The sequence below is a fragment of the Glutamicibacter sp. ZJUTW genome (assembly GCF_008370855.1).
In the GTDB taxonomy this organism is placed as follows: domain Bacteria; phylum Actinomycetota; class Actinomycetes; order Actinomycetales; family Micrococcaceae; genus Glutamicibacter; species Glutamicibacter nicotianae.
The window spans coordinates 52,300-69,969 of record NZ_CP043624.1 but is presented as its reverse complement, the minus strand read 5'-3'; the positions used below and the strand labels follow the sequence as shown (position 1 = coordinate 69,969).

Here is a 17,670-nt window from a genome sequence, read left to right as displayed (position 1 = left end):
AAGCCTGATGCTTCGCCGACATCTACTCGCACCGCTCTTGGCAGTGTTGCTGGCCGCCGTGCCGCTGGCCGCAACCCACGCCGATGAGCAAACCACCACCGAACCAGTGGTCGTCGTCATGGACTATTCCAGCTCCATGCTGGAAAAGGACGCCGACGCCAAAGGCACCAAGCGGATCGACGCCGCCAAGACCGCGGCCAAGAGCCTGATTGCCAGTTCCCCGGAAGATGCCACGATGGGCCTGGTCGTCTACGGCTCGAAGTCCCCGGGCAAATGCGACGACATCACCACCGTGCAGAAACCGGGCGCCGTGGACAAGAAGAAACTGTCCAAGAAAATCGATGAGCTCAAGGCCGTGGGAGAAACCCCGATCGGCGCCTCGCTGCTCCATGCGGCCAAGGACCTGGAAGGCATCGAAGGGCCAAAGTCGATCATCCTGGTCTCCGACGGCGAAGAGAACTGCGACAAGCCGCCGGCCTGCGAGGCCGCCAAGGACCTGGCCGGACAGGGCATCGCCCTGACCGTGCACACCATCGGATTCAAGGTCAACGACAAGGCCCGCCAGCAGCTCGAATGCATTTCCGAGACCACCGGCGGAAGCTACGTGGACGTCGACGACGCGCAGTCGCTGGAAGAGGAGCTGACCAGCCGCACGCTGCGCGCCTTCCAGGGATACTCCACGGCCGGCACGCCCATCGAGGGCGGCGCCCGCCTGCACGAGGCGCCGCTGATGGTCCCCGGCCAGTACCTCGACGAGCTGGAGAAGGGTGAAACCGACAGCTGGAACTCGAACGACGGCACGACCAAGTACTACAAGATCGGCCCGCTGCAGCCCGGGCAGTATGCTCATTTCTCCGCAACCATGATCCCCGAGCAGAAGATCGACGCGGATGACGACGACCCGGCGAAGGTCATCGTCGAACTGGTCAACGGCCAGGGCTCGCAGTGCTCCTCGGGCGACAGCTACACGGTGGGCAGCGACGAGCTCGGCCGTCCGCTGGCCGCCTACACCCGCAGCCCCGAGTTCGTCCAGGACTCCAGCTACGGCTGCTTCGCCGACGGCACCGGCGAGCTGTTCGCCAAGGTCACCCGCGAGGGCTCGCTGTTCCACGAGGACCCGATGGCCGTGGAGCTGCGCTATGTGCTGGAGCCTGCGGTGGACGCCGCGCTGCTTGGCGCCCCGGCAAGCGAGGAGGACAAGCCGCAGTCGGTCACCCTCACCGGAACGCCAGAGCCGGTCCTCGGCGGCTCGAGCTTCAACGACGCGCTGCCGGTGAAGTCCGGCACGATCTACGCCGACTCGGTGCTCAGCAGCGAGGCACGGTATTACAAGGTCCACGTGGGCAACGGCCAGAAGCTCAATCTCCGGCTGACCAGCGGGAACAACGAGGATGCCAGCGCCCAGGCCGTGACCATGGGCGTCTACTCCCCGGTGCGGGACGGCGTGGACATGCTCGGCACCGGCCGGCTCCACGAGAGCACCTCCGGGGAAACGATCACCCGGTCCATGCGCACCGCGGTGGACCAGTCGAACTATGACAGCTACATCGGCCGGTCGAACTACCTGGCCGGCGACTACTATGTGGTCATCTACTCGGACACCTGGATGCAAAAGGCCAACGGCGTGCCCTATGACTACGAGCTGGCCGTCGACGTGACCGGCACCGAGAAGGAGTTCGCCGGTGCCGCCCCGATCTTCGAGGCCAGCGAGATGCCCTCCGCCTCGCCCGAGGCCGGTGCCACGGAATCGGAAACCGCCACTGAAGCGGAAGCCGCCCCTGCATCATCGGCCGCCCCTTCCCCGTCCGAAAGCGAACCGCAGGCCGAAACCGCCCCGGCAGCCTCCTCGGCACCGTTGTGGCCCTGGTTCACCGGCGGCCTGGTGGGCACCGCCGCCCTGCTGGGCGCGGGAACCTTCCTCTTCCGAAACCGGGCCACGACCGCCCATGAGCACTCCGACGACATCGACCCGACCGTGCCAGGAGGCCGACCATGAGAATCCTTGCCACCCTGCTTTGTGCCGGACTTGCCCTGTCGCCGGCCGCTGGCGCGCTGGCTTCCGAAGCGGAACTCCCCCTGCATGAACCGGTCGGCCAGCAGATCGACGGCGCACAGGACCAGGCATCGGCCCCGCAGCTGGAGGCCGGCCAGTGGGTCGACGAGCTGCCGACCACCGGCGACGACTCAGCGCTGTATTACCGGCTGCCGCAGATTGCCGACGGCGAACGGCTGCACGTGAGCGCGCAGCTGGTAGTCGATCCATCGCAGCAGCCCACCAGCCAGGAGAGCACCGAACTATCGGCCGCGCTGGTGCAGGCCAACGGGGACTGGTGCGACCGCGGCAGCAACACCACCTCGCGCCGCAATATCGACAGCCTTCCGCTGGTGGCACTGGACTCCCAACCGAAGAAGGCCGAGGGCTACTCGCGCTGCCTGGACCAGAACAACGACGAACTGTACCTGTCCCTGCAGCGCGATGGGCGCTGGCAGGATGATGCGCAGCTGCCGGTGCAGATCACCGTCGTGGTGCAGCCGGCCCTGGATCCTGCCACGCTCACCGGCACCACCCCAGGTGATCTGCCGCCGGTGTCGGTCACGCTGGATGCCGAGCCGCAGGCAGTATCCGGCGGCAGCGGCTTCTCCACCGCGGCCGAACTGTCCTCCGGCGCCGCCTACTCGGACTCGGTGCTCCCCAATGAGGTGAAGTACTACAAGGTCCATGTGGCGCAGGGGCAACGGCTGAATTACCGGATGACCGTGCTCGACTCCCCCAATGCCAGCGCCAAGGAACTGGTCACCGGCACCTACAACCCGCTGCTGCACAATGGCATCATGACCGGCACCGCCAAGCAGGAACTATCTGCAGACGATGCCGGCGCCTCGCTGACCCGCAGCCTGGCCACGACGGTGTCCCGCGACCTGCAGGTCGACGGCTCGCATCCGAAGCTGGGCTATCCGGGGGACTACTACATCACCGTGGCCGGCACAGCCTATGAGCCGCGCGGGCTGAACCCGCTGAACTTCGAGCTGGCCATCGAGGTTACCGGTGAGGCCACCGGCACCGATGGCTGGGAACCGGCGGCCCAGGCAGAATCCGGCGGCACTGCGGCGGGATCCGGCAGCTGGCTGCCGGGCAGCGCGCAGCTCGGCGCCCTGGCCGGCGGCGCGGCCGTGGCCCTGGCCGGCTACGCCGGCCTGTGGTTCTGGCGCCGGCGTGCCCAGGCAGCGGGCAAGCAGCGCGTCTAGCCTCCGGGCGGCCAGGCGGCCTCCACGCCAGCCACTGCGGCTGCCGCGGAGGCCGTTGCCGCGTCCGGCGACTGGCCGAACACCAACCAGAGGGAGAGCACACCGAGCACCAGGGCCAGCAGCAAGGCGATCCACGGCAGCAGCTGGACCGCGGAGCGCGGGCCGCTGCGGGAAGGCTTCGGGGCCGGCGCTGGTGCTGGTTCAGCAGCGGGTTGCGTCTTGGATTGCGCCACGGGTCTCGTCTCGGATGGCACCGCTGGTTGCGTCTCAGTGCCAGATGGCTGAGGTGCGTCCTGGGTTAGCCGCGGCGCGAAGTGGTCGAAGACCTCCAGGCGTTCTCCGGAGGCGACCTCGTAGCCGTCCTCGCGGCGCAACCCAGCCAGCGAGTGCGGCGCCCGGTCCGCCGCGGCACTGCGTTGCCGCGGATCACGGGAGAGCAGTCCGTCGAGCACTTCCTCGAGCTCCTTCTCGGCGCAGAAGCCGCCGGCGCGGCACCGTTCGGCCAGGGCATCGCCGCGCAGCTGCGGGTGCAGCAGCTGCACGGCCAGCACGCCCAGCGCGTAGAGGTCCTGGAAGGGCTCGGGCTGGTGCCCGCCGGTCAGTTCGGGGGCAATGAACCCCGCGGTGCCCACCACCACGCCGTGCTCGGTCAGCCGCGGCTCGTCGCGGTGCGTGGCGATCCCGAAGTCGGCCAGGCGCACCACCGGCACCCCGTCGCCGGTGGATTCGAGCAGGACATTGGCGGGCTTGACATCGCGGTGCACCCAGCCGGATTCATGCACATGGGACAGCCCGTCCAGCAGCTGCACCAGGATCTCGGCCACCAGCGGCGCGGAGAAGGCCCCGTAATCCTGCATTGCGGTATGCAGGTTGCCGCCGCGCATCAGCTCGGTGGCGATGACCACCCGGTCATCGACGGCAGCCCAGCCGTAGGGGGTGAGCAGGTGCGGGTGGTCGAATTTCACGCCCTGCTCGCGCACGAAGCGCAGGATCTCGCCGCTGTAGCTCTGCCGCATCACCTTGGCGGCGCATTGCTGGCCGCGCTGCAGGTCGCGGGCGAGCCACACGGTCCCAGAGCCGCCCCGGGCGATCTGCTCGATGAGTTCGAACCGCCCCGCAATGATTTCGCCCGCCACCAACGCTCCTTCGAAGTTTCCGGTACCAGCTTAGCGGGGCACGCCGCAGAGCGTCACTTCCTGCATTTGCAGGACAAATGCCTCCGGCACAGGCAATACTTGAAGCATGTTTGTCGTTGCGCTCAGCCCCCGGCCCCGCTCGGTCACCGATGTTGCCGCCGCCAGCGAGCAGCTGTGGCACCAGCTGGAGCAGGTCGGCTCGCACGCGCCGTTCACCGCGCTCAGCGGCCAGCTGCTGCTCGGGGTGCCTGATGGCCCCGATGCTGCAGTGGACGCGCTGCTGCGCGCGGCACGGCTGAACTTCTGCAATATCGGTTTGGGCATCGGCAGCCTGTATGAGCCGGTGCCCGTGGAGGCCGACCTGGTCGAAGGCAAGGCGGTGCGGCGCGCGCTCGGCGCCCTGGAAGCCGCCAGCCACCGTGGCGAAAGGGTCCCGATCTGCGTGTCCTCGGGCAACGACGAGATGGACGGCGAGCTCGAAGGCCTGCTGCGCATGCTCGGGCATTGGATCCGCACCCGCACCGAGGCCGAATGGGCGGTTGTCGACCTGCTCACCCCCGGGGTGCGCGGGCAGCAGAAAGCCGTCGCCGAGATCCTGGGGATCACCCCGCAGGCGGTCTCCGCGGCGATCGTGCGCTCGGGCTACAACGACGAGCTGGGTGCGCGGGCGGCGATCGCCCGCCTGCTGGAGTACACCGACCAGCTGTAGCAGCTGCGGCTATTCGCCGAGCAGTCCTTCCAGGACGATGGCCAGGCCATCGGCGTCAACGTGTTCGGTGACCTCGTCCGCGGCGTCCTTGACCTCATCCGGGGCCTGGCCCATGGCCACGCCGTGGCCGGCCCACTGGAGCATCTCGATGTCATTGCGCCCGTCGCCGACGGCCAGCGTGTCATCGGCGTGGAAATCCAGGACGGCGCGCAAGCGCTCCAGCCCACTGGCCTTGGTGGTGCCGTCGGCTGCAATATCCAGCCAGGCGGTCCAGCCCACCGAGTAGGTCACCCCGGAGAGCCCCAGGCTCTGCACTGCATGCCCGAATTCCTCTGCGGTGTTGTCGGTGGAGAAGACCACCACGCGCACTGCCTTGCTGTTCACCAGCTCGCCGAAATCCACCACCTTGCTCTCGGCGCCGAAGCTCATGTCGCCGAAGGTCTCGCTGGAAAGGAATTCGCCGCGCTCGTTTTCCAGGGCGTACTTGGCAGTGGGGAGCTGTTCGCGCAGCGCGGTGAGCGCTGTCGAGGGGTCGAAGATCTCGCGGTGCAGGATCTCGACGCCGTCCTTTGACACCTTTGCGAGCACCCCGCCGTTGCTGACCACGACGTAGCCGTGGTCGATGCCCAGTTCTTCCATGATGGGCAGGGCCGCACCCAGGGAGCGGCCGGTGGAGATGATCACTTCGTGGCCCTGGGCCACAACCGCCCGCGCGGCGTCGCGCACGCGCTGGCTCATTTCGCCCTGGTGGTTGACGATGGTGCCGTCCACGTCAAGGCAAATCATCAATTTTTGCTTGGTCAGCCGGTCGTCGTTGCCGAGCTTAGTCATAACAGTCATGGCTCAAGTTAACCATCAGCGCGGGTATTTGGCGATGACCCAAGGCACAGCTACGGGTGAACAGCCGGTTAAACGCAGGTGCCGGCCGCCCCGCGAGGGGAGGCCGGCACCTGCTCGGCACTGCCTACTTGAGCACTTCGAGTCCGCCGAGGTACGGCTGCAAGGCCTTCGGCACGTTGACCGAACCATCAGGGTTCTGGTGGTTTTCCAGGATCGCGACAATCCAGCGGGTCGTGGCCAGGGTGCCGTTCAGGGTTGCCACCGAACGGGTCTTGCCTGCCTTGCCGTCGACGATCTCGCGTTCGCGGATGTTCAGGCGGCGGGCCTGGAAGGTGGTGCAGTTCGAGGTCGAGGTCAGCTCGCGGAAGGTGCCCTGGGTCGGAACCCAGGCTTCGCAGTCGAACTTGCGCGCGGCGCTCATGCCCAGATCTCCCGCGGCGGTGTCGATAACGCGGTAGGCCAGTTCCATGCGGCCGAGCATGTCCTCTTCCATGGCCAGCAGCTTCTCGTGTTCCGCCTCGGCGTCCTCGACGCTGGCGTAGACGAACATCTCCAGCTTGTTGAACTGGTGCACGCGGATGATGCCGCGGGTGTCCTTGCCCGCCGAACCGGCCTCGCGGCGGTAGCAGGAGGACCAGCCGGCGTAGCGGATCGGGCCGTCGGACAGGTCCATGATCTCGTCCGCATGGTAGCCGGCCAGAGCCACCTCGGAAGTGCCGACCAGGTACATGTTGTCGCGCTCGAGCTTGTAGATCTCGTCGTCGTGCTCGACGTCGAAACCGGTGCCCTGCATGGTTTCCGGGCGGACCAGGGTCGGGGTGATCATCGGGATGAAGCCGTGGTCCATGGCCACATCCAGGGCCATGTTCATCATCGCGATTTCCAGGCGGGCGCCGATGCCCTTGAGGAAGTAGAAGCGGGAGCCGGAGACCTTGGCGCCGCGCTCCATGTCGATGGCGTCCAGCTTCTCGGCGATCTGCAGGTGGTCCAGCGGCTCGAAGCCCTCGGCCTTGAAGTCGCGGATGGTGCCCACGTGCTTGACGACGGTGAAGTCGTCTTCGCCGCCGGCGGGGATGCCGTCGATGATCAGGTTGGGGATGGAACGCTGCAGCGCGGTGCACTTGGCGGCGGCCGTATCGGACTCGGCCTGGGCAGACTTGACCGCGGCGGCGAGCTCCTTGACCTCGGCAAGCAGGGCGGCGCGCTCGTCGCCCTTGGCCTTGCCGACCTTCTTGGAGAACGCATTCTGCTCGGCACGCAGGCGCTCGTAGGTGGCGATGGTTTCACGACGTGCCGTGTCAGCTGCCAGCAGCTGGTCGATTAACGACTCGTCGGCACCGCGCGCGCGTTGCGAGGCACGGTACAAATCCGGATTTTCGGTGAGCATTTTCAGGTCGATCACATGTTAAGGGTAGCAATCATGAGTACGATGAGAGCATTATGCAGACAAATCGTGTGATCGTTTTCTCTGCCGTGGTTGCTGCAGCTGCCGCCGCGGCGACCAGTTGGTATTCGGTGCGCAAGCTTTCGAACTACAGCAAGCCGCTGGCCAAGCTGCCCGAAGCGGCCGCCCAGTCGGTCGCCGCCAAGGTGGCCCTGGTGATCAATCCTTCCAAGTCAGGTGCTGGCGAAGCGAGGGAAGCGGTGGCCCGTGTCTGCGCCGAGGCAGGACTGGAAGCGCCCCTGGTCCTTGAAACCACCAAGGAGAATCCCGGCCAGGACGCAGCCCGGGAAGCACTCGATGCGCAATGCGACACAATTATTGCCGCCGGCGGCGACGGAACCATCCGCGCCGTCGCAGAAGTGCTCGAAGGCACCGACGCGTCCCTGGGGATCCTGCCGCTGGGCACCGGAAACCTGCTGGCCCGCAACGTGGACATCCCCGTGGATGACCTGCATACCGCGGCGCTGGTCGCGGTACGCGGAATGGTTCGCCGGATCGACGTCGGGCATATGAAGCTGCAGCTGCTGGACGGCAACGAGGCAGACCATGCGTTCCTGGTCATCGCCGGCGTGGGCACCGACGCAGACCTGTTCGACGACACCAATGAAGAGCTGAAATCCAAGGTTGGCTGGCTTGCCTATTCGGAAGCCGGGCTGCGCCAGCTGCCGGGCCGGCGCAAGAAGGTCAGCTTCAAGCTCTCGGAGGACGAGAGCTGGCAGACCCGCAAGGTCCGTTCGGTGCTGTTCGCCAATTGCGGCAAGCTGCAGGGCCTGGATTTCGTGCCGGACGCCAAGATCGACGACGGCGTGCTGGATGCCGTGGTGCTCTCGCCCCGCTCGGCCGCGGGCTGGACGTGGATCCTGCTGAAGACCGCATTCCGCGCCAAGAACAAGATCCCGGTCATGAGCTTCTACCAGACCACTGGCGTGTCGCTGCGCTGCGATGAGCCGATGAATACCCAGATCGATGGGGACCCCACCGGCCAGGTCAATGAACTGCAGGTGTCCGTGAACCCGAGCGCACTGCGCCTGCGCGCCCCATAAATGCTGTTTATCCCCCGGCCGTTTCCCCTCCAGGAGGAACGGCCGGGGGATCACTGTGCCTAGACCCGGTCGCGCAGCGACTGCACCCAGGCGCGGGCCTCGCTGAAGGCCGCGTCGGAATTGTGCGTGTCCACGGATGCTTCCAGGCCTTGGGCCGCCGGGTAGGAACCGAGGAAGCGGAGCTTCGGGGACAGCCGGTGCAGCCCCGACAGCGCGGCGGCAACGCGTTCCTCGGCCACATGGCCTTCGATATCCACGGAGAAGAAGTACTCCCCCAGGCTCTTGCCGGTAGGCCGGGATTCAATGCGCGACAGGTTCACGCCGCGTGCGGTGAATTGCTCCAGGAGTTCCATCAGCGCACCGGGACGGTCTTCTGGAAGCGGCAGGATCAGCGTTGACTTGTCCACACCGGTCGGCTGCGGAATCCTTCCCGGGCGGGTAACCAGGATGAAGCGGGTGACCGCTCCGACGTTGTCCTCGACGCCGCTCACCAGCACCTTCAAGCCGCGTTCCTGGGCCACCAGCGGAGAGCAGATCGCCGCATCATGCGGAGGATCCGCCTCTTCGAGGGCCAGGGCGCCGGCGGCTGTGGAGGAGGCCGGAGTGAATGCGGCACCGGGAATATTTGCTTCGGCCCATAAGCGGCACTGCGCCCAGGCATGCCCATGGGTGGAGATCTGCTTGATCTGCTCCAGCGAGTCGATGCCGGGGCGCACCGCCAGCACGAAGGTGATCGGAACCAGGATCTCGGAGACAATCTGCAGCGATTCGCCCTGGGCAATCGCGTCCAGGGTGGCCGAAACGCCGCCTTCTACCGAGTTCTCGATCGGCACCATCGCCGCATCTGCGGCACCTTCGCGCACCATGGACAGCGCCACGTTGACGTTGGAGGCGGGAATCCGCTGCGCATCGGCAGCCCCGGGAACCTGCAGGAGGGCCGACTCGGTGAAGGTGCCCGCAGGTCCCAGATAGGCATAGTTCATCGTACGGTTGGCTCCTGGCCGTTGTCCGCTTCCATTGGCAGGCCCGCTTCGATCCACGCATCCGAGCCGCCGGCAACATTGAAGGCGGTGTAGCCCATGGCGGTGAGCCACGAGGCGGCCTGGGCCGAACGGCCGCCGGTACGGCAGATGACGTAGGTGTCTACATCCGGGTCAAGCTCCGATACCTTCTCCGGCAGGGTGCCCAGGGGAATATGGGTGGCTCCGGCGGCACGGCCGGCTTCCCATTCGAAGTCTTCGCGCACATCGAGGATGAAGGCGTCCTTCGGGACATCATTGACCTGGACAGTCTCAAAATCGCTCACGGCTAGCATTCCTCTCACATAGGGTGTTTGCTTATAAGACTAGTCATTTCCTGCGTCGAAAGCCGACATGTTTCCCTCAAGCGCCCTGAAATTGCGAGACGAGCTGGCCCGCGGCGAGCGTTCAAGCCGCGAGGTGACCGAGCACTACCTCAAGCGCATCGAAGAGCAGGCGGACCTCGGTGCTTTCGTCCACGTGGCGGAGAATGCGATGGAGGCCGCGGCAGCGGCCGACGAGGCGCATGCCCGCGGGGAGATTGGCCGGTTGCACGGTCTTCCCACCGCTTTCAAGGACCTGAACGATGTGGCGGGGATGCCTACCACCTACGGCACCGCGGCCATGCCAGCAGCGGTGGCCGGACGCGACCACTCCTTGGTGGCCAGGCTTCGCACCGAGGGCGTGGTGATCCTGGGCAAGACCCAGGTCCCGGAGTTCGGGCTGAGCAGCTATTCCGAGAACCTCATCGCTCCCCCTTCGCGCAATCCCTTCGATCCAACGCGCACTTCGGGCGGCTCCTCCGGCGGGCAGGCCGCGGCAATTGCCGCAGGCATGATTCCGCTGGGCCCGGGCTCCGATGGCGGCGGCTCGGTCCGCATCCCGGCGGCGGCCTGCGGACTGGTGGGGCTGAAGCCTTCCTTGGGGCGCATCCCCAGCGACATCCTCGATGGCTACACCGACCCCATGGGTGCGCCGAAATTAGCCGTCAGCGGACCGCTGGCCCATGATGCCCTGGATGCGGCTTTGCTGCTGGACGCCATGCGCGGCAAGGACCACTACCTGCCGTTGCTGCAGGGCAGCTACCCCCAGCGCCTGGATGGCCTGAAAATCGGGTACAGCACCCACTCTCCTTTTGAACCCGTCTACGAGATTGAGCTGTCGCAGGAAGCCCGGGCGGCATTCGCCCAGGGGCTCGAACGCCTTGGCGAACGCCATCGCGTCCAGCCGGCGAATCTGCACTATGCCACCGACTATCCGGAAACCTTCGCGGCGGTGTGGACCAACGGACTGAAGTCCGTTCAGGTCTCGGATGATTCGCTGCTGGGCGAACTGGCCAGGGACTTCCGCCGGCGCGCCGCCGAGCGCTCCCTGGAGCAGAGCCTGCAGGCCGGTTCGCGGTTGAAGCAGATAGCGGCTGACTTCGTGCGCCAGTGGTCCGCCTTCGATGTGGTGGCTACCCCTGCCATGGCGTCAATCCCGCCGAAGATCGGGCACTATACACAATCCACGGCAGATGTGGATTATATGTTGCAGTGCCAGTACACCCCCTACACGTCCATGGTGAACGTCGCCTCGGTAGCTGCCATCACCGTTCCGGTGGGCCACTCCAATGAGGGGTTACCCATGAGTATTCAGCTGATTTCCCCGCGTTCCGACGAGGGGCTGCTGCTCGCGCTGGCCGCTCAGATGCAATTGTGAGCTTTCCCATATAAGTAGGTACTCGCGTAGGCAAAAGCGAAAAATGTTACGTATGTCTACTGCAACAACGAGCACCAAATCTTCCGGAAAGACCTTCTTCGGTCATCCCGGTGCGCTCGCAAGCCTGTTCAGCGTCGAAATGTGGGAGCGATTCTCCTTCTACGGCATGCAGGGCTTGCTGGCCTACTACATGTACTACTCGGTCACCGACGGCGGCTTGGGCATGGACCAGGGCCTGGCCCTGTCGCTGGTCGGCGCCTACGGCGGCGCCGTGTACCTGTCCACCATCCTGGGAGCCTGGCTCTCCGACCGTCTGTTCGGCTCGGAACGCGTCCTGTTCTTCTCGGCAATCGCGATCATGCTCGGCCACATCGGCCTGGCCCTGTTGCCCGGCTATGTGGGCCTAATCGTCGGACTGGTCCTCGTTGCCATCGGCTCCGGCGGCCTGAAGGCCAACGCCGTAGCCCTGGTCGGCTCCCTGTACTCCAAGGATGATCCGCGCATCGATGCAGGCTTCTCCCTGTTCTACATGGGCGTGAACATCGGCGGCCTGCTCGGACCGCTGCTCACCGGCTGGCTGCAGGTCAAGTACGGTTTCCACATCGGCTTCGCGGCCGCAGCTGTCGGCATGGCCATCGGCCTGGCGATCTACGCCATGGGCCGCAAGAAGCTGCCGGAATCCGGCCGCATCCCGAGCAACCCTTTGCCGGCCGCCGAGCGCAACCGCTACGTGGTCATCTTCGTCGCCGTGATCGTCCTGATCATTGCCGCATTCGCGTCCAAGATCGTGACCCCGCAGAATCTGGCAAGCACCATCGCCTACGTGGTGATCGCCGCGTCGATCGCGTACTTCGCATTGATCCTGCGCAGCAAGAAGGTCAACGCCACCGAACGCAAGCAGGTCTGGGCCTTCATTCCGTTCTACATCGGTTCGGCTGCCTTCTGGGCCCTGTTCCAGCAGCAGTTCACCTTCATCGCCGCCTACTCGGACCAGCGGCTGGACCGCCACCTGGGCAGCTGGGAAATGCCGCCGAGCTGGGTCACCTCGATCAACCCGGTCTTCATCATCATCTTCGCCGGCATCTTCGCCGCACTGTGGACCAAGCTGGGCAAGCGCCAGCCACGCACCTCGATGAAGTTCGGACTGTCGCTGGTGGTTGTGGGCGCGGCCTTCCTGCTGTTCATCCCGCTGGAATCCTTCGTGAAGACTCCGCTGCTGGCGCTGGTCGGCATCCTGCTGCTGTGCACCTTTGCCGAGCTGCTGCTCTCGCCGGTGGGCCAGGCAATTGCCACCAAGCTGGCGCCGGCCGCCTTCGGCACCCAGATGATCGCCTTGTTCTTCCTCTCGGTTTCGCTGGGCACCACCCTGTCGGGTGTGCTGGCCGGCTACTACACCGAGGGCAATGAGATCCCGTACTTCATCGGCATGGGCGGCACCGCCGTCGTCCTGGGTATCGCCATGATGGCAGCTACCCCGGCCTTGAAGAAGCTGATGGGCTCGATCCACTAGGCATTCGGGCATGGAGAAAGCGGTTGGTTCAGATATGAGCCAACCGCTTTTTCATGCCCTGGAACTAGTGGAGGAACCCGAGGGAGAAGATCACGTCGTCGTAATACGAGCCGTAGCCGAATCCGGTGGACATCGCCCAGAAGAACCAGATGGCCAGCGCATATCCGAGTATGGCTAGGGCTAATCCGATCCATGAGGTGATCAGCCCGGCCAGGCACAAGCCCCGGGAAGCAGGTTCGCGCCGGTAGGCCAGGTGTCCGGTAATGACTCCGGCCAGCGGAACAAGGATAATGACAGAGAAGCCCAGCAACGACAAGATGCCGAGCACCAAGGAAGCCGTCGAGAGGCCGGCGGATTCTGGCGGTCGTTGGTAGGGGTTCTGCGGATACTGGTAGTAGCTCATTTGACTACCATTCTTCTACGAAACCGCGATAAGCGCATCAATCTGAAAGGCAATCTGTGGCACACCTCCGAGCTGGCCAGCCAGCCCAAGAATCGGACCTGATCAATCTGCAGGAGGTGCTCGATGCCTACAGCACCCTGGTTCCATCCAGCACCAACCCCGACCAGGCAGTCATCTTCGGCACCTCGGGACACCGCGGAAGCTCGCTGAACACCACCTTCAATGAAGCGCATATCGCCGCGATCACCCAGGCCGTGGTCGATTACCGCAACAGCGCGGGCATCACTGGGCCAATGTACGTGGGCAAGGACAGCCATGCGCTCTCCGAGCCGGCATACGGCACCGCGCTGGAAGTGCTGGCAGGCAACGGCGTCAGAGTGCTGGCCGATGACGGGCTGACTCCCACTCCAGCGGTCAGCCACGCAATTCTGGTGCATAACGCCAGCGGCGGCGAGCAGGCCGATGGCCTGATCATCACGCCCTCGCATAACCCGCCGACCGACGGCGGCATCAAGTACAACCCGCCGCATGGCGGACCGGCCGAATCCGAAATCACCGGGCCCATCGCCGCACGGGCCAACGAGCTGCTGGCCAGCGGGCAGATCAAGCGCGGCGAGCCCAATGCCCAGCCATTCGACTTCCGCGAACTGTACATCGCCGATTTGGCGGAAGTGATCGATTTCAAGGCCATCGCGGATTCCGGAATTTCCATTGGCGCAGATCCGCTGGGCGGCGCGTCGGTGCACTACTGGGGCGAGATCGCCCGGCGCTATAACCTGAACCTCGAAGTGGTCAACGAGTCCGTGGATCCGCGCTTCGGCTTCATGACCCTGGACAAGGACGGGAAGATCCGCATGGATTGCTCTTCCGCCCATGCCATGGCCTCGCTGGTGGCCAACCGCGAGAAGTACGACATCGCGACCGGCAACGATGCCGACGCCGACCGCCACGGCATTGTCACCCCTGATGCGGGCCTGATGAACCCGAACCACTTCCTGGCCGTGGCCATCGACTACCTGCTCACCCACCGCCCGCAGTGGCCCGCCGATGCCCAGATCGGCAAGACGCTGGTCTCCTCGGTGCTTATCGACAAGGTGGTGGCCTCCCACGGCCGGGTGCTGCGCGAGGTTCCGGTGGGCTTCAAGTACTTCGTTGAGCCGCTGGCTTCGGGCAGGGTCGCCTTCTGCGGCGAGGAATCGGCTGGGGCAAGCTTCCTGGACTTCTCGGGCAAGGCGTTCAGCACCGACAAGGACGGCCTGATGCTGGCCCTGCTGGCCAGCGAGATCCGCGCGGTAACTGGCAAGAGCCCCAGCCAGCTGCATGCCGAGCTGGTCGAGCGCCATGGTCCCAGCTTCTACGACCGCTTCGATGCGCCGGCAAACCGCGAGCAGAAGGCCATCCTGGGCAAGCTGGATCCCTCGATGGTCACCGCCACCGAACTGGCTTCGGATCCGATTACCGCCAAGGCCACGCAAGCGGCCGGCTTCCCGATTGGCGGTCTGAAGGTTTCCAGCGAGCACGCATGGTTTGCCGCGCGCCCGTCGGGCACCGAAGACATCTACAAGATCTATGCAGAATCGACAAAATCACCCGAACATCTGCAGCAGGTGCTGGCAGAGGCCCGGGTGATTGTCGATGCCGCGCTAGCTGGCTAATTCAGCTTCGCGGTCCATGGGTCGATTTCCACGGCTGGCTGCTTGCGGGTAGCCAGCCAGTGGCCCAGCCACAGCAGCAGGAAGATCGGCAGGCCGATGTAGCTGGAAGCCATCTGCAGCAGGTTTCCATCCAGGATGGCCTGGTAGTTCTGGCCGGCGATCACCACGATCAGGATCACGAAGGCAAGGATCGGACCCAGCGGGAACAGCGGCGCCTTGTACGGGAGCTTCGCCAGATCCTGTCCGCTGGCAATGTATGCCTTGCGGAACTTGTAGTGGCACACCGCGATGCCCACCCACGCGATGAACCCGGACAGGCCCGAGACGTTCAGCAGCCAGGTATAGGCCGAACCCTGCCCGATGATCGCGGTCAGGAAGCCGAAGAGGCCCACCGATGCGGTCATCAGCATGGCCGGCATGGGCACGCCGCGCTTGTTCAAGCGGGCGAAGATCTTTGGCGCCTTGCCGTCCAGCGCCATCGAATAAAGCATGCGCGCAGAGGCATATAGGCCGGAGTTGCCCGCCGAGAGGATGGCCGAGAGGATCACCGCATTCATCAAGGCCGCGGCGAAGGCCACGCCTGCCCGCTCGAAGACGAGGGTGAATGGCGAGGTGGTGATATCCGATGCCTCGGAGGAGAGCAGCGAAGGATCCAGGTACGGGATCAGCATGCCAATCACGAAGATCGCGCCGATGTAGAACAGCATGATCCGCCAGAAGATCGCCTTGATGGCCCGCGGGATATCGCGCTTGGGGTTCTCTGCCTCTCCGGCGGCCACGCCGATCAGCTCCGTGCCCTGGAAGGAGAAGCCGGCAATCATGAACACCGAGACGATCGACAGCCAGCCGCCAACGAATGGCGCCTCGCCCTGGGTCCAGTTGCTGAAACCTGGCGTGGAGTCGCCCAGGATGCCGAAGATCATTGCGACACCGCAGATCAAGAAGACCACTACGGTGATGACCTTGATCGCGGCCAGCCAGTACTCGCCCTCGCCAAAGGCCTTGGCGGACAACGCGTTCAGGCCGGTGAGCAGCGCCAGGAAGACGGCAGCCCAGATCCATCCCGGAGTATCCGGGAACCAATAGGACATGATGATCCCGGCGGCTACCAGTTCGGCAGCCACGGTGATTGCCCAGTTGAACCAGTAGTTCCAGCCGATCGCGAAGCCAAAGTGGCGGTTCACGAAGACCGTTGCGTAGGTTTGGAAGGACCCGGCGACCGGAAGGCGGGCGCTCATTTCCCCCAGTGACTGCATCAGGAGCAGCACCATCAGGCCAATCAGCGCATAAGCCACCAGCGAACCACCGGGTCCTGCTTGCGCAATGGTGCCGCCGGAAGCGACGAAAAGTCCGGTACCAATCGAGCCGCCAATGGCAATCATCTGCATATGGCGAGCTTTGAGGCCACGCTTCAGACCGTCTTGGGACGGTGCGGGCTCAGTCATGCGTTACATCTCCTGATGCTTGAAAATTTCCAACCTATCAATCCAAGCACCCTGACAAGCCACAACGCTATGAACCGCGCTACAGTAAGCGATCAATAATCTTTCGCTTAGCCCATGAATACGGAGGATATATTGCGCTCAGGGTGTCAACTACCGTCGTTTTGTTGAGTTCAGAGCGCATCTGCGAAAGCCGCTCGAATCCGTGCCTGCCATGGTAGGCCCCCATCCCGCTCGGTCCGATGCCGCCAAAAGGCAGGGTTGGAACGACCATCTGGACCAGCGGGGCATTATGCACGATTGAGCCGGCGCGCACCCGGTCGGAGAAGATCGACTGCAGCCGCGGGCTTTCGCTCATCAGGTAGGCAGCCAGCGGAGACGGCCTCCGGGCGATGAATTCGAGGGCCTCCTCGAAGCTTTCCACCTCGATCACTGGAAGAATTGGACCGAATATCTCCTCGGTCATCAAGCTTCCTTCAAGATCTGGATTGCGCATGATGCTCGGTGCGATGCGCAGTGTTTCCTCGTCATATTCGCCCCCGAAAACCACCTCGCCCTGCTCGAACATCGACAACAGCCGGTCGAAGTGCTTGCGGCTGACGATGCGGCCGTAGTCCGGGTGGGTCAACGGCTCCTTGCCGTAGAAGCTGGTGATGGCCTGGCCCAGACGCTGGATGAGCTCAGTGGAGTCCCCAATGCTCAAGACATAATCCGGGGCCACGCAGGTCTGACCGGAATTCATGAACTTGGCATAGGCGAGGCGCTTTGCCGAAGCCAGCGAATCGTTTTCCACCACGGCCGGCGATTTTCCGCCCAATTCCAAAGTGGTTGGCGTCAGGTGCTTTGCCGCCGCGGCAGCCACGATCTTGGCCACGCGTTCACCGCCGGTGTAGAAGATATGGTCCCAGCGGGCGGCAAGCAGCTCGGTGGATGTGTCCACTCCTCCCTCAACGACCGCATAAACACGTTCATCCAGGTAGACCGGGAGGAACTTGGCCAAGACGCCCGAGGTGGCCGGAGCCAGCTCGGATGGCTTGATCACCGCGGCGTTGCCGGCGGCAATGGCCGCGACCAGCGGTGCGAGTACCAGCTGGACCGGGTAGTTCCAGGCGCCGATAATCAGCACGACGCCCAGCGGACGCGGCTCAACCTTGGCCATGGCCGGCTGCAGGGCCAGCGGAACTTTGACGCTGGTGGAATCCATCCATTCAGCGAGGTGGCGTTGGGCGAAATCTATTTCTGCGCGCACCACGTCGATCTCGGAGAACTTGGCCTCGGTGGCGCTCTTGCCCAGGTCTTCAGCCAGGGCCTGGACGAAGTCTTCCAGATGCTCGTCGAGCATCTTTTCCAGGGCCTTGAGCTGCTGCAGGCGGAAGCGTCGCGGATGCGTGATCCGGGTGTCAGCAGAACGCCGCAAATGGCTCAGAACTGTTGCAATGCGCGATGGATGCTCGTCCACCGGAGGTGCGGAATCGCCGACCGGTTCGGGCAACGGCGTGGAAGTAAACAGACCCATGTTTTG

The 17,670-nt window shown here is 64.7% G+C and carries 15 protein-coding genes; 7 read left to right on the top strand and 8 right to left on the bottom strand.

The window, feature by feature from the left end; all coding sequences use genetic code 11:
* Positions 1–7: 7 nt before the first annotated feature.
* Both F0M17_RS00335 and F0M17_RS00330 read left to right on the top strand, forming a co-directional pair.
* Positions 8–1,996: a VWA domain-containing protein gene (locus F0M17_RS00335; protein WP_073707217.1), complete on the top strand. Its 1,989-nt coding sequence runs from the start codon at positions 8–10 to the stop codon at positions 1,994–1,996.
* Positions 1,993–3,246, top strand: coding sequence for a hypothetical protein (locus F0M17_RS00330; protein WP_149596091.1), 1,254 nt, complete (start codon positions 1,993–1,995; stop codon positions 3,244–3,246). Before F0M17_RS00335 ends, F0M17_RS00330 begins: the two co-directional genes overlap by 4 nt.
* Here the strand turns inward: F0M17_RS00330 and F0M17_RS00325 are convergent.
* Positions 3,243–4,382, bottom strand: a complete 1,140-nt coding sequence (locus tag F0M17_RS00325) for a serine/threonine-protein kinase (protein ID WP_168201910.1) — start codon at positions 4,380–4,382, stop codon at positions 3,243–3,245. The two genes, F0M17_RS00330 and F0M17_RS00325, sit on opposite strands and share 4 nt — an antisense overlap.
* A 106-nt stretch (positions 4,383–4,488) precedes the next feature.
* On the opposite strand from F0M17_RS00325, the gene F0M17_RS00320 reads away from it, so the two are divergent.
* Positions 4,489–5,091, top strand: coding sequence for a hypothetical protein (locus F0M17_RS00320; RefSeq protein ID WP_073707214.1), 603 nt, complete (start codon positions 4,489–4,491; stop codon positions 5,089–5,091).
* A 9-nt stretch (positions 5,092–5,100) separates the two neighbouring features.
* On the opposite strand, the gene F0M17_RS00315 is transcribed toward F0M17_RS00320, so the two are convergent.
* Entirely contained in the window at positions 5,101–5,931 is an 831-nt protein-coding gene (locus F0M17_RS00315) for an HAD family hydrolase (RefSeq protein WP_073707213.1), read from the bottom strand.
* Between the two features lie 124 nt (positions 5,932–6,055).
* A complete protein-coding gene (gene serS / locus F0M17_RS00310; protein WP_149596089.1) occupies positions 6,056–7,333 on the bottom strand; it encodes a serine--tRNA ligase in 1,278 nt (425 codons plus the stop codon).
* 38 nt (positions 7,334–7,371) lie between these two features.
* Between serS and F0M17_RS00305 the strand changes: the two genes are divergently transcribed.
* The gene (locus F0M17_RS00305; protein ID WP_149596088.1) at positions 7,372–8,418 is read left to right on the top strand and encodes a diacylglycerol kinase family protein; all 1,047 of its coding nucleotides are present in this window, start codon (positions 7,372–7,374) and stop codon (positions 8,416–8,418) included.
* A gap of 59 nt (positions 8,419–8,477) precedes the next feature.
* Here F0M17_RS00305 and pheA read toward each other — a convergent pair whose 3' ends face one another.
* Together pheA and F0M17_RS00295 are read right to left on the bottom strand one after the other, a co-directional pair.
* The gene (pheA, locus tag F0M17_RS00300) at positions 8,478–9,401 is read right to left on the bottom strand and encodes a prephenate dehydratase (RefSeq protein WP_038992673.1); all 924 of its coding nucleotides are present in this window, start codon (positions 9,399–9,401) and stop codon (positions 8,478–8,480) included.
* A complete protein-coding gene (locus F0M17_RS00295; protein WP_038993350.1) occupies positions 9,398–9,724 on the bottom strand; it encodes a rhodanese-like domain-containing protein in 327 nt (108 codons plus the stop codon). The genes pheA and F0M17_RS00295 overlap by 4 nt, the downstream gene beginning before the upstream one ends.
* 67 nt (positions 9,725–9,791) lie before the next feature.
* Here F0M17_RS00295 and F0M17_RS00290 point away from each other — a divergent pair, with 67 nt between their 5' ends.
* The gene (locus F0M17_RS00290) at positions 9,792–11,138 is read left to right on the top strand and encodes an amidase (protein ID WP_149596087.1); all 1,347 of its coding nucleotides are present in this window, start codon (positions 9,792–9,794) and stop codon (positions 11,136–11,138) included.
* Between the two features lie 52 nt (positions 11,139–11,190).
* Positions 11,191–12,648: a peptide MFS transporter gene (locus F0M17_RS00285; protein ID WP_149596086.1), complete on the top strand. Its 1,458-nt coding sequence runs from the start codon at positions 11,191–11,193 to the stop codon at positions 12,646–12,648.
* A 64-nt stretch (positions 12,649–12,712) separates the two neighbouring features.
* Here F0M17_RS00285 and F0M17_RS00280 read toward each other — a convergent pair whose 3' ends face one another.
* The gene (locus F0M17_RS00280; RefSeq protein ID WP_066142647.1) at positions 12,713–13,051 is read right to left on the bottom strand and encodes a DUF4190 domain-containing protein; all 339 of its coding nucleotides are present in this window, start codon (positions 13,049–13,051) and stop codon (positions 12,713–12,715) included.
* A gap of 56 nt (positions 13,052–13,107) precedes the next feature.
* On the opposite strand from F0M17_RS00280, the gene pgm reads away from it, so the two are divergent.
* On the top strand, positions 13,108–14,706 hold the full coding sequence (pgm, locus tag F0M17_RS00275; protein WP_141357950.1) for a phosphoglucomutase (alpha-D-glucose-1,6-bisphosphate-dependent): 1,599 nt from the start codon (positions 13,108–13,110) through the stop codon (positions 14,704–14,706).
* Here the strand turns inward: pgm and F0M17_RS00270 are convergent.
* Both F0M17_RS00270 and F0M17_RS00265 read right to left on the bottom strand, forming a co-directional pair.
* A complete protein-coding gene (locus tag F0M17_RS00270) occupies positions 14,703–16,151 on the bottom strand; it encodes an amino acid permease (RefSeq protein WP_149596085.1) in 1,449 nt (482 codons plus the stop codon). The genes pgm and F0M17_RS00270 overlap by 4 nt on opposite strands.
* Positions 16,152–16,230: 79 nt before the next feature.
* Positions 16,231–17,664, bottom strand: a complete 1,434-nt coding sequence (locus F0M17_RS00265) for an aldehyde dehydrogenase family protein (protein WP_141357948.1) — start codon at positions 17,662–17,664, stop codon at positions 16,231–16,233.
* Positions 17,665–17,670 lie beyond the last annotated feature (6 nt).

Excerpts from the sequence above, each read along its gene's own strand:
- F0M17_RS00320 (WP_073707214.1), top strand. The coding sequence starts at position 4,489 with ATGTTTGTCGTTGCGCTCAGCCCCCGGCCCCGCTCGGTCACCGATGTT.
- F0M17_RS00305 (WP_149596088.1), top strand. The coding sequence starts at position 7,372 with ATGCAGACAAATCGTGTGATCGTTTTCTCTGCCGTGGTTGCTGCAGCT.
- F0M17_RS00270 (WP_149596085.1), bottom strand. The coding sequence starts at position 16,151 with ATGACTGAGCCCGCACCGTCCCAAGACGGTCTGAAGCGTGGCCTCAAA.
- F0M17_RS00315 (WP_073707213.1), bottom strand. The coding sequence starts at position 5,931 with ATGACTGTTATGACTAAGCTCGGCAACGACGACCGGCTGACCAAGCAA.
- F0M17_RS00330 (WP_149596091.1), top strand. The coding sequence starts at position 1,993 with ATGAGAATCCTTGCCACCCTGCTTTGTGCCGGACTTGCCCTGTCGCCG.
- F0M17_RS00280 (WP_066142647.1), bottom strand. The coding sequence starts at position 13,051 with ATGAGCTACTACCAGTATCCGCAGAACCCCTACCAACGACCGCCAGAA.
- pheA (WP_038992673.1), bottom strand. The coding sequence starts at position 9,401 with ATGAACTATGCCTATCTGGGACCTGCGGGCACCTTCACCGAGTCGGCC.
- F0M17_RS00265 (WP_141357948.1), bottom strand. The coding sequence starts at position 17,664 with ATGGGTCTGTTTACTTCCACGCCGTTGCCCGAACCGGTCGGCGATTCC.
- F0M17_RS00290 (WP_149596087.1), top strand. The coding sequence starts at position 9,792 with ATGTTTCCCTCAAGCGCCCTGAAATTGCGAGACGAGCTGGCCCGCGGC.
- F0M17_RS00335 (WP_073707217.1), top strand. The coding sequence starts at position 8 with ATGCTTCGCCGACATCTACTCGCACCGCTCTTGGCAGTGTTGCTGGCC.
- F0M17_RS00285 (WP_149596086.1), top strand. The coding sequence starts at position 11,191 with ATGTCTACTGCAACAACGAGCACCAAATCTTCCGGAAAGACCTTCTTC.